The organism is Chromobacterium sp. W521, assembly GCF_052805975.1.
In genome coordinates this window covers 345283-355940 of record NZ_JBRBAF010000002.1, presented here as the reverse complement: position 1 = coordinate 355940, position 10658 = coordinate 345283, and the positions used below count along the sequence as shown (strand labels likewise).

The 10658-nt window shown below is 61.7% G+C and carries 10 protein-coding genes; 2 read left to right on the top strand and 8 right to left on the bottom strand.

Annotated elements, in window-relative coordinates:
- The first annotated feature begins 11 nt into the window (after positions 1 to 11).
- Positions 12 to 2318 carry an AAA family ATPase gene (locus ACUXV1_RS04105; protein ID WP_446014561.1) on the top strand — a complete coding sequence of 769 codons (2307 nt, stop codon included), beginning with the start codon at positions 12 to 14 and terminating at the stop codon, positions 2316 to 2318.
- Between the two features lie 695 nt (positions 2319 to 3013).
- Positions 3014 to 3394 (top strand): hypothetical protein, encoded by a 381-nt coding sequence (locus tag ACUXV1_RS04100; protein ID WP_143330159.1) that lies wholly within the window; start codon positions 3014 to 3016, stop codon positions 3392 to 3394.
- A 111-nt stretch (positions 3395 to 3505) separates the two neighbouring features.
- Here the strand turns inward: ACUXV1_RS04100 and ACUXV1_RS04095 are convergent, their stop codons facing one another.
- The 8 genes from ACUXV1_RS04095 to ACUXV1_RS04060 all read right to left on the bottom strand — a co-directional run bounded on the left by ACUXV1_RS04095 (position 3506) and on the right by ACUXV1_RS04060 (position 10381).
- Positions 3506 to 4195, bottom strand: coding sequence for a Crp/Fnr family transcriptional regulator (locus ACUXV1_RS04095; protein ID WP_043635054.1), 690 nt, complete (start codon positions 4193 to 4195; stop codon positions 3506 to 3508).
- A 138-nt stretch (positions 4196 to 4333) separates the two neighbouring features.
- A complete protein-coding gene (locus tag ACUXV1_RS04090; protein ID WP_043589808.1) occupies positions 4334 to 4534 on the bottom strand; it encodes a DUF3079 domain-containing protein in 201 nt (66 codons plus the stop codon).
- A gap of 310 nt (positions 4535 to 4844) precedes the next feature.
- On the bottom strand, positions 4845 to 6674 hold the full coding sequence (locus ACUXV1_RS04085) for a VWA domain-containing protein (RefSeq protein WP_446014562.1): 1830 nt from the start codon (positions 6672 to 6674) through the stop codon (positions 4845 to 4847).
- A gap of 5 nt (positions 6675 to 6679) precedes the next feature.
- On the bottom strand, positions 6680 to 7483 hold the full coding sequence (locus ACUXV1_RS04080) for an AAA family ATPase (RefSeq protein ID WP_446014563.1): 804 nt from the start codon (positions 7481 to 7483) through the stop codon (positions 6680 to 6682).
- Positions 7484 to 7493: 10 nt separating this feature from the next.
- The gene (locus tag ACUXV1_RS04075) at positions 7494 to 7703 is read right to left on the bottom strand and encodes a cytochrome C oxidase subunit IV family protein (protein ID WP_446014565.1); all 210 of its coding nucleotides are present in this window, start codon (positions 7701 to 7703) and stop codon (positions 7494 to 7496) included.
- Between the two features lie 110 nt (positions 7704 to 7813).
- Positions 7814 to 8389, bottom strand: a complete 576-nt coding sequence (locus ACUXV1_RS04070; RefSeq protein WP_114153244.1) for a cytochrome c oxidase subunit 3 — start codon at positions 8387 to 8389, stop codon at positions 7814 to 7816.
- Between the two features lie 40 nt (positions 8390 to 8429).
- Positions 8430 to 9857, bottom strand: a complete 1428-nt coding sequence (locus ACUXV1_RS04065) for a cbb3-type cytochrome c oxidase subunit I (protein WP_446014566.1) — start codon at positions 9855 to 9857, stop codon at positions 8430 to 8432.
- 32 nt (positions 9858 to 9889) lie between these two features.
- Positions 9890 to 10381 (bottom strand): c-type cytochrome, encoded by a 492-nt coding sequence (locus tag ACUXV1_RS04060; RefSeq protein ID WP_306293368.1) that lies wholly within the window; start codon positions 10379 to 10381, stop codon positions 9890 to 9892.
- Positions 10382 to 10658 lie beyond the last annotated feature (277 nt).

The window sequence follows — 10658 nt, the reverse complement described above, 5'->3', positions numbered from 1 at the left end:
GGTGGTTTGCTATGCTGGAAAAAGTCATAAGCATTGACAATGTCGGCGTCATCAAAAATGGTGTTCTGCGTCCGATAACTCTGGAAAAAGTTACGCTTATTTACGCCGATAACGCACGCGGTAAATCAACCCTTGCCGCTTTACTAAATGCATGTGCATCAGCAAACGTACCCGAGCTGACCAAACGCAAGACGATTGGTACCCAGAACGATCAGAAGGTCTTACTACGATTCAAAGCCCCGGCAGGTGACTTTAATGCCCAATTCAATGGTAACGTTTGGGCCGGCCAGAAGCCAAACCTGCACGTCTTTAACCAAGAATTCGTCGAGCGTAACGTCTACGCAAGCTCCGGAGTGACGCCCGACCAGCGTGCTTCACTACTAGAGCTTGCTCTTGGTGATGCAGCGGTCACCGCCCAAGCCGAGTTCTATAAGCAGAGCGAACTGCAGCGAACCAAGGCCGGCGAGGTCCGCGAGGCCGAAGGGGCTCTGACAGGTTACCGCAGTGACCTGACTGTGGACCGCTTCATTGCTTTGCAAGAAGCACCCAATGCTGATGCCGAAATTCAGGCCCTGGACAAGCAAATAGCTGACGCTCAGGACATTGCAGTCACCCTGGCCAAGCCTGACTTCAAGAAGCTGAATGCTCCCACGTTTGACCTGGCGCAGTTCAAGTCCATCGTGGGAAGCGAGTTCGAGCAAGTGCAAGACGGTGCTGAAGAGCTAGTCAAAAAGCACCTCGACACCCATCTTGGGGCTGCAACAGAGCACTGGGTCGCCACTGGGCTGCATCACAAACCCGAGCCAGACTGCCCGTTTTGTGGACAGAAGACTGAGGGACTGGCGCTCATCCAGGCCTACAAAACCTACTTCAACCAAGCATACAAAGACTACCTAGCAAGTATCGAATCCCTGCACGGCCTAGTGACTCAGGGCATTTCTGCAGCCTTCCTCTCAAGTTGGGCAGGCATCCAAGCCTTCAATGAGGGTGCTGCAAGCAGTTGGAATGGCGTTATCGAGTTCACATTGCCGACTATCGATATCGCCGCAGCGGAGAACATCATTCAAGAGGCTCAGAAGTCCCTGGTCAGGATAGCTGAGCATAAGAAGGCGTTCCCACTCGAAGCCATCAAGAGCAGCCATGTGGCCGAGATTGAAGCCAACCTCATCTCCATCATCACGATGGTGACCACCTTCAACGCCGAAATCGATGCTATCAACGAGAAGATAAGCGCTCATAAGAAGACCCTGGTCACAGCTGACTTGCAGACACTGACGGCTAAGCGGATGACGTTGAAGCTACAGAAGGTTCGCCACGACCCAGAGGTGAAGGCCTTGGTGGACGCAGTGACAAGTGCCAGGAACGAATACAAGAATGCGGAGAAGGCCAAAAACGATGCCAAGACCAACCTCGATAACTTGATGGCTAACCTGCTAACCACCTTCCAGACAGCTATCAACTACTGGCTGGGTCTCTTTGGTGCGCCTTTCAACATCGAGAAGCTAACGACGTCTTATGCAGGCGGTGACCCCCGTGGGCACTACGTCATTAACGTACGTGGCGCAAAGGTTAACATCGGCCCTGGCGCGGCCGGGGAGCTTTCCTTCCACGCAGCCTTGAGCGAAGGTGATAAGCGCACCCTGGCGTTTGCATTTTTCCTTGCTAGGCTGTTTGCAGACCCAAATCGTGCACACGCCTCCGTGGTGCTTGATGACGTGTTCACCAGCTTGGACCACCACCGCCGGCACAACACGGCAAACGCGGTAGTCAAGATGGTCGAGGAGTGCGCCCAAGTTATCGTCCTGGGGCACGACGCTCACTTTCTGCGCGAGCTGCGAAAGCGAGTCAGGCGCATGAACGTCGGGGAGACCCTAGAGCTCTGCCTGCATCGCGACGCCGACAACTGCAGCTTACTCACCAACTTTGAATTGGATGAGTTTTGCGCTTCTGACTACTACAAGAACTATGTCTTGACCGAGAAGTTCCTTGCTGGAGAGGTACCCCAGGAGAAGCTCTTGGATGTGGCCAAGGCCCTTCGCCCGCTAGTTGAAGGGCATATGCATAAATCTTTCCCTAAGCGCTTCAAAGACGGGCAGACCGTCGGGCAAATGCTTGATATAGTGAAAAACGCCACAAGCCCCAATCCGTTGGTAGCTCTTCAACCGCTACATCGAGCACTTTGCGATTTCAATGAATTTGCTGCATCCTTTCACCACGACACCTCTGGAGGCCATCCGCGGACAGATATCAATGACGCCGAGCTGCGCCAATACGCCCTGGCTGCTTTGAACTTCATCCAGTCTCGTAAACTATGGTAAGCCACTTGCAGTCAAGGACAGAAGTGGGTCAGCTGTGTTAAAGAGTCCGTTCAATCCAAACAGCCACACCTCTGCTGTTTGCGATACTTGAAAGTTAAGCATCATTTTTGCGGCGGACGAGTGCCAACTGTGAAGAACCGCTTTGGGTCGAAAGCAACCATTCCTGTCAGCAAAAAATAGCCCTGGGGGTATCTTTAGGGGTATTTCCACAAAACAAAACATATAAATTACTTTAAAAACAACAATATTTAAAATCAATTCAATTCCTGTCGGGGCGCTGATCTGCTCTCCAATACCAGTTATGACAAATATCCTCTCCAGCTTTGCACACCAAAATTGGGGGCTTCTGCTCTGGGATATAACTAAGCGGCTCACTTCAGCCGAAGAGCCATCACCTGCCCCGCCTCCCCTCCCCCACCCTTGACGCCCCCTCCCAGCCTGTTTAGGCTTGGTTCCGCGCCGTGCTCAATCACACTGCGCAGGGCTTGCAAACCCAAAACTGACTTTTCCGCAGACACAACGGTCCGCTTTGGCACCGTTACGTCTGCTGCCACGCCGTACCCATTCGGGGCGGGCTGTGGCAGGGAATCCGAAAGGATTGCCGGTCACTGAAAAGTCAGCCGGTTTTGCAACCTTGTCATGTGCCTGCCCCAGCCTCGCCTGGGCAGGTTTCCAAAGATGACATGGAGACCGTGATGACCTTCTCTACTTTTCCCCCCGCCATACCGCCGCCCGCCTGTCCTCACTGCGCAGGCCAAACTGTCGCACCCGCCGCTGTGCCGGTGATGGAGCAGCTGCACCACTGTTCCCAGCGCTTGCCTGCTGCTGCCGGCAATGCGGGGCTGCTGGACGAATTGGGCCAGCAAATCAACCAGTGCTATGTCGAACTGGACTCCGCCTTGTTGCGCGGGATGATGGATATGCGCGCCGCCCACACTGGGCTGTTAGCCTTGCTGACTTTGCTGGAACGACGCGACGAGCCGCTGCTGTTCAGCAGCGAAGAAGCCTTGGCCCTGCTGGAGCCGATAGAGCAGCGCTTGAAACAGGGCTTGGATCACTTCAACCCTTTGCTGTGACTCAGGGCAGCATATGGGCGGGGCCTTAGGCGATAACCGCCAATAGGCGGCTATCCGGCCGCTTATTGGGCAGACCTGTTGCAGGTGGGTATCGCTACGCTCCGGGGCGTTCTAAGCGCAGCTGCCGAAGGCCTTCAGCCGCTCCACATCCACCAGCGTGATGTCGCGCCCGTCCACCTGGATCAGCTCCGCCTCGATCAACTGGTGCAGCATGCGCGAGAAGGTTTCCGGGGTCAGGTTGAGCCGGGAGGCGATCAGGCTTTTGTTCACCGGCAGCGATACCTGCGGCGTGAGGCTGTCGCCCTCCTCCGGGATGTGTTGCAGCAGATAGCCAATCACCCGCTGCAAAGAGCTTTCTATGGAGTAGCGCTCCACGTCCCGCACCAGGCCGTGCAGGCGCAGCGACAGGCCAGCCAGCAAGCGCCGGGCAAAGGCCGGGTCGTGGTCTATCGCTTGCAGGATGCCGGCCGCTTCCACTTTGAGCAGCATGCCGTCTTCCAGAAACTGGGCCATTACCGGGCAGGGCCGGCCCAGGAACATCACCGCCTCGGCAAAACTCTGGCCGGGGTGGACGATTTCCATCACTTTTTCACTGCCCTGCGCCGAGGACAACGCCAGCTTCACCCGGCCGTACACCACCAGGAACATGCCGTCGCAGGGGTCGCCCTTCTGGAAGATTACCTGGCCCTTGAGGCCGCGCAGTTCTTGGGTGTGCGGCACCAGCGCTTGTATCTGTTCCGGGGAGAGTTGCTGGAACAGCGGCTGGTGGCGCAGGAAGGATGGGATGTCCAGATGGCTCATGGCGGTGTGGCTCGATAAGGGTGGAGGCTTACACTATAAAATTGCGCTCCGCCAACGGCCATGCGCCATTGGCAGCAGCGGCCTAGTTCGATGTGATTAGAGCCGGCTGCGTGGCGGGAGAAACGGGGAATTGTCTTGTCAGCCGTCTTTGAGTACGACAGGCGAATCTTCCAGGCCCCAGTCGCCGTGCAGATACCAATCATCGCCCAGCACTTCCGCCGGGTGCTGGGTGCGGCTGGAGCCGTTGCCGCATTGCAGGGAGTGGGCCGGGCAATACAGATCGCAGCCCCAGCAGATGCGTTCGGGGTGGGCGGGGTGAAGCGGGAATTTTTTGGCCATGAGGGTCTTCGTTGTGGGTGACTTTCAGCTTGCCAGTCATGACTCAAGCGGACTTGGAGCCTGATCAAACAACGGCCATTCCGCCCGCTAGAGCGGCTAACACAATCCCTGAGGCAAGGCGCGCCGACGCAGCATCAGGGGTTTTGTTGGCCGCGTGCAGAACCTGTTCAACGTCTCGCGAGCTAGAGCGAGACAAGGTGAAAGCGGCTGAGAAAGTGGAATGCACTTACGGTACATAAGCATTTCGAAGCCGGTTTCAACGCCCTTGTCTAACTATCCCGCCGACGCGTAGCAGACTTTGGGCAGGTTCTCATGTGGTCAGGCTGGCATACAGCCTGGTCAACGCCTGCGGCAAGCGCTCCGCCTGCCTCACCAGCGCATAACCGTTGCGGCCGAACAGATGCGGCAGGTAGTCGCCCGCCTCGCTGTCTATGGTGACGCAGAACGGCGTCAGGCCGGCGCGGCGGGCTTCCAGCACCGCCTGGCGCGTGTCTTCTATGCCGTAGCGGCCTTCGTAATGGTCCAGATCGTTGGGCTTGCCGTCCGAGATCAGCAACAACAAACGCCGCCGCGCCGGCCGCTCGCTCAGAATGCGGGCGCACTGGCGGATGGCCGCGCCCATGCGGGTGTAGTAGCCGGGCCGGATGGCGAGGATGCGGCCGCGGGCGGCGTCGTCGTAACGCTCGGCAAAGTCTTTCAGGATTTGCAGCCGCACTTCCTGCCGCCGCAGCGAGGAGAAGCCGTACAGGCCGAAATCGTCGCCGCTGGCGCTCAAAGCCTCGGCAAACAGCAGCAGGCTGTCGCGGATCACGTCGATCACCCGGCCGGTTTCGCCCAGCCAGCTTTCGGTGGACAGGGACAGGTCGGCCAGGGTCAGGCAGGCCAGGCTGCGCTCGCCGGGCGGCCAGTCCTGATACAGCGCCGGCTCGCTAAGCGCCGCGCCGCCGCGCCGTTCCGCAAGGAAGCGGATCAGCCGGTCCAGGTCGATGTCCGGCCCGGCGGTTTCGCCGCTGCGTCGGCAGCGCTCCGGCGCCAACGACTGGAATTGCCGCCGCAAACGGCGCGCCAGCGGCTGCAAACGCTCCGGCAGCGGGGCCGGCGCGGCGTCGCGCGGCAGCATCGGCCGCAGCAGGCAGTGGTCCTCCACCAGGCATTGCCGCTTCCAGTGCCATTCCGGCAGCTTGATGCCCGGCCCCAGCGGAGTGTCGTCGTAGGCGGCGGCCGGCAGGTCGAGATCGAAACGCAGCCGGCTGCCGCGAGTGTGAGCGTCCTGGCCCAGGGTCAGCCGGTTCATGTCTTCGGCGGCGATTTCGCCGTTGCCGTCATCGTCGTCGTCATTGTGGCGGTTGACTTTGACGTATTCGTCCCAGGTGAACAGGCTCTCGGCGCGGAACACCATCAGCATGCCGTTCTTGCGCGGGTCCTGTTCCATGCGCCGGGCGCGATAGCGGCGACGCTGGCGCTGGGCGTCCTTGCCGCCGCCGCGTTCGCCGTCGGCGTGGGGGCTGGCCTGCCCGTCGGCGTCCGTCAGCGGCGGTTCCGGGTGCAGCCACAACGGCACCGGCTGCGGCGGCCGGCTCAACGGCGGCAGCGTCACGGCGTGTTCCGGCCGGCTCAGCGCCGCCTGTATCGCGCGCTCCACCCCGGCCTCCGCCGGCGGCAGGCTGGCTGGGTTCGGTCGCAGTTCCAAGGCGGCCGCCGCCAACCGGCGGTAAACGGCGGCCAGGCCCGGCATGTCCGCCAAGGCGCGTGCCGCGGCCAGGCGGTTGCAGCTCAGCCAGTCGCCATTGCTGCCGGCGGCGTAAGCGGCTTGGGCCAGCAGCCAGAAGTAGCAGTCGAGGTTGAGAGCCGCGCTGGGAAAGTAGTCGATGCGTTCCGGCAGATAGAGCGCCTGGCTGTCTCGCCAGGCCAGCTCCACCCTGGACCCGATGCCGGCCAACCGCTGCAGCCAGCCGCGCCGCGCACCGTGCTCGGTGCCCACGGTGGAGCGCAGCGCCAGCGCCGGGTCGCCGCCCATGGCGCGGAAGAACAGCGGCGCTTGCGCCGTCACCTGCGCCAGCTCTACCGCGCATTCCGGAAAACCGCGCCGCGCCGCGCGCCGCGCCAGTGTGTCCCACCAGCCGCCGACAATGTCTTCCATGCCGCTCAGCCGGGGAATTGGGTCTGAATCACCGCCAGCAGCGCCGCCACGGTGTCGGCGTCGTCGCTCAGCGGCTCCGCCAGCGCGGTGCGGCAGGCTTGCAAAGGCGGCAGGCCGGCCTGGATCAGCTTGGCGGCGTACACCAGCAACCGCGTGCTGGCGGCTTCTTCCAGGTCGTAGCCGGACAAACGCCGCAGCTGACCGGCCAGCGTCACCAGCTGGCGCGCCAGCGCTTCGCTGACGCCGCTTTCCAGCATCAGCACGCCGATTTCCACTTCCGGCGGCGGAAAATCGAAAGCCATGGCGACGAAGCGTTGGCGGGTGCTGGGTTTCAGTGTTTTCAGCACGTGCTGGTAGCCGGGGTTGTAGGACACCACCAGCATGAAGCCCGGCGGCGCTTGCAGCACTTCCCCGGTGCGCTCCACCGGCAGGATGCGGCGGTCGTCGGTCAGCGGGTGCAAGACCACGGTGGTGTCCTTGCGCGCTTCCACCACTTCGTCCAGATAGCAGATACCGCCTATCCGCACCGCGCGGGTCAGCGGGCCGTCGCACCACACGGTGGCGCCGTCGGCGATCAAGTGGCGGCCCACCAGGTCTGCGGCGCTCAGGTCGTCGTGGCAGGAAACGGTGATCAGCGGCAGGCCGAGCCGGGCCGCCATATGGGCGACGAAGCGGGTCTTGCCGCAGCCGGTGGGGCCTTTGATCAGCACCGGCAATTGTTGACGCCAGGCGGCTTCGAACAGCTCGCACTCCGCGCCTTGCGGCTGATAGAAGGGAACAGGAATAGTCAGGAGTTCAGGCGCGTTCATCGGCGTTCCTTCAGATAAAGCTGAGCAGCAGCGCGGCCGACACCAGCGCCAGCCAGCCCTGCACCAGCGCGCGCAGCCAGCACGGCGCCTCGCGCAAGCCCATATAGCGTTCCACCAGCAGCACACCCTTGAGCCAGGCCAGGCCCAGCGCGATCAGCGCCAGATGCGGCAACCGGCCGCCTTCGGCCAGCCAGGCCGCCAGCAGGGTCAGCCCGGACAAGAGCAGCCACAGGCCGGTTTACGTAAAAGGGGTGGGATAAGTCATGAGGGCATGATGCCGATGCGGCGCGGCAGCCGCCTTGATGCGAAATAAGGCTTTGCGCGGCCGCTTTATCTCGCCACGTAGACCAGAGCAAACAGCAACAACCACACCAGATCCACCATATGCCAATAGGCGGCGGCGGTTTCCACCTCGTCCATGGACTCCGGCGCGTAACGGCCGTTGCGTGCCAGCCGCCACACCGCCGCCACAATCACCATGCCCAATACCACATGCAGGAAATGAAACACCGTCAACGACAGGTAGAACATCCAGAAATCGTTGCTGGACAAGGTGATACCCTGCAAGGCTTTACCCACCAGCTCATAGCCTTTCAAGCCGAGAAAGCCGCCGCCGGCCAGCAAGGTCAGCGCCAGCCAGCGCCGCCCGGCGCGTTGCCTCCCAGCTGAAAAGGCGCTGAGCGCGGCCAGCATGGCGGCGCTGCCGGCCAGCAACAGCAGGGTATTGAGCGTGGGCAGGCCCAGCTCCAGCTCGCCCTGCCCTGCTGCGAACAAGGCCGGCTGTTGCCGGCGTGCCCAGGCATAGGCCAGGAAGAACACGCCGAACACCGCCAGCTCGGCCAGGATGAAACACCACATCGCCAGATCGCCCGGCACGCGGCGCTCCGGCGGCGCGCTCAGTTCCATGCCGGGGCCTTCCGCGTCGCCATCCTTGCATGCGCCATCATCAATCCTCGCGCTTGCCGGTCACAAAGAAGCTGATCACGTACAACACCAGCCCGCAGAAGAAGCTGATGCCAAACACCCAGCGCCCCCAGTAGATGGGCATGATCCTTTCCTGCGTCTCCATGAAGGACAGCGGCGCGGCGGACATCCGCTGCAACCACACCTGGACCGCGCCGGCGGCGGTCAGGCACAGGGTGATGGCCACGATGGACAGGGTCATCACCCAGAACGCGGTTTTTTCCACTTTCTGCGCCTGCGCGCAATTGGCCTCGCGGCCGCGCAGCAGCGGCATGGTGTAGGAGATCATGGTCAGCACCACCATCACGTAAGCGCCGTAGAAGGCCATGTGGCCGTGGGAGGCGGTCACCTGGGTGCCGTGGGTGTAGTAGTTGACCACCGACAGCGTGCCGATGAAGCCCCACACCCCGGCGCCGAGGAAGGACATCACCCCGGTGCCCAGCGCCCACAGCGTGGCGGCCTGGTTGGGATGTTCGCGGCGGCGGCGTTTGACCATATTGAAGGCGAACAGGGTCATCATGAAGAAGGGCACCGGCTCCAGCGCGGAGAAGATGGAGCCCCACAGCTGCCAGTAAGCCGGCACGCCAATCCAGAAGTAATGGTGGCCGGTGCCGATGATGCCGGTGATCAGCGTCATGGCGATGATCAGGTACAGCCATTTTTCGATCACCTCGCGGTCCACCCCGGTCACCTTGACCAGAACGAAGGCCAGCATCGCGCCCATGATCAGTTCCCACACGCCTTCCACCCACAGGTGCACCACCCACCACCAGTAGTACTTGTCCAGCACCAGGTTGTCGGGGTTAACAAAGGAGAACAGGAAGAACACGGCCAGGCCCCACAGGCCCAGCATCATCACGATGCTGATGCTGGTCTTGCGGCCGGCCAGCAGGGTCATGGACAGGTTGTAGAGGAAGGACAGCGCCACCAACACGATGCCCACTTTGGTGATCAGCGGCTGTTCCAGATAACCGCGGCCCATGGTGGGCAGCAGGTCGTTGCCGGTGAGCCGGGCCAGCTCATGGTAAGGCAGGCCCAGGTAGCCGAGTATGGTCAGCGCGCCGGCCACCAGGAACACCCAGAAGGTGATGATGGCCAGCCGCGGGCTGTGCAGTTCGCGCTCGCTCTCCTCCGGGATCAGGTAGTAGCCGGCACCCATGAAGCCAAACAGCAGCCAGACGATCAGCAGGTTGGTATGCACCATGCGGGCGGTGCCAAAGGGCACGGCGGGAAACAGAAAATCGCCGATCACGTATTGCAGGCCGATGATCAGGCCAAACACGATCTGTCCGATGAACAGGCCAATGGCGGCGATGAAATAGGGTTTGGCCACGGCCTGCGAGCGGTAGCGCACCTGCGCGACGGCGGCGGCCGCGCCGTGCGGCGGCGTGGCCACGGTAGCGTTGCTCATTGTGTTCTCCAAGGGAAAGGGATGGGACGGGATCAGCCCTCGATATTGGGCGGCCAGTTATTGGTGTTGATCCGCGACGCGTATTTCAGGAAGGCCACCAGGTCGTCCAGCTCGGCCGGGTTCAGATGGAATTGAGGCATCTGGCGGCGGCCCGGCGCGTTGGTCGGCATCGCCTGCATCCAGCCCTTGATGAATTCCGGGCCGCGGCGCACGTAGACGTTGCCCAGCTCCGGCCCAAAGTAGGCGCCTTCGCCCAGCAGGGTGTGGCAGCCGCCGCAACTGCGCGTCTCCCAGATTTTCTTGCCGCGCACCGCCTGCTCTGTGAGTTGAGCCTTGGCGTTATGGCTGGGCAAGGCCAGGGTGGTGTCCAGGGTCAGCCCCAGAAACAACAGAAAAAAGAAAACCGAGCCGCCGTAAAAAATATTGCGGGCGGTCGATTTGGTGAAGCTCGCGCTCATCATGTCCTCCTCGAATGCTTGCACCGCCGGCGCGGTACTCGGGCCGAACTGTACGGATTCGGGCATTCCGGGAGCATTGATTCGAATCAACGATTTCCAGCAGTCCGGCGGCCTACTCGGCGCCATCCGCCACCGCCAACCGCAAGGATGGCGCCATGATCCGCCCCATTTCCCTTCTCCGATCTAGACGCCGCCGCCCCGCTCTTTCCACCCGGCGAGCGCTGCGCCGGGACTGAGTCATGGTTTGGAATTTCTTGATCCGGGTCATTCAGCCGCCGCCGCGGCCATACTGCGCCCCCATCCCACGAGTACAGGTCATGAGCGCCATCGACATCCTTGTTGA

Excerpts from the sequence above, each read along its gene's own strand:
- ACUXV1_RS04095 (WP_043635054.1), bottom strand. The coding sequence starts at position 4,195 with ATGAGCCATCTGGACATCCCATCCTTCCTGCGCCACCAGCCGCTGTTC.
- ACUXV1_RS04085 (WP_446014562.1), bottom strand. The coding sequence starts at position 6,674 with ATGGAAGACATTGTCGGCGGCTGGTGGGACACACTGGCGCGGCGCGCG.
- ACUXV1_RS04070 (WP_114153244.1), bottom strand. The coding sequence starts at position 8,389 with ATGGAACTGAGCGCGCCGCCGGAGCGCCGCGTGCCGGGCGATCTGGCG.
- ACUXV1_RS04080 (WP_446014563.1), bottom strand. The coding sequence starts at position 7,483 with ATGAACGCGCCTGAACTCCTGACTATTCCTGTTCCCTTCTATCAGCCG.
- ACUXV1_RS04090 (WP_043589808.1), bottom strand. The coding sequence starts at position 4,534 with ATGGCCAAAAAATTCCCGCTTCACCCCGCCCACCCCGAACGCATCTGC.
- ACUXV1_RS04105 (WP_446014561.1), top strand. The coding sequence starts at position 12 with ATGCTGGAAAAAGTCATAAGCATTGACAATGTCGGCGTCATCAAAAAT.
- ACUXV1_RS04065 (WP_446014566.1), bottom strand. The coding sequence starts at position 9,857 with ATGAGCAACGCTACCGTGGCCACGCCGCCGCACGGCGCGGCCGCCGCC.
- ACUXV1_RS04060 (WP_306293368.1), bottom strand. The coding sequence starts at position 10,381 with ATGCCCGAATCCGTACAGTTCGGCCCGAGTACCGCGCCGGCGGTGCAA.
- ACUXV1_RS04100 (WP_143330159.1), top strand. The coding sequence starts at position 3,014 with ATGACCTTCTCTACTTTTCCCCCCGCCATACCGCCGCCCGCCTGTCCT.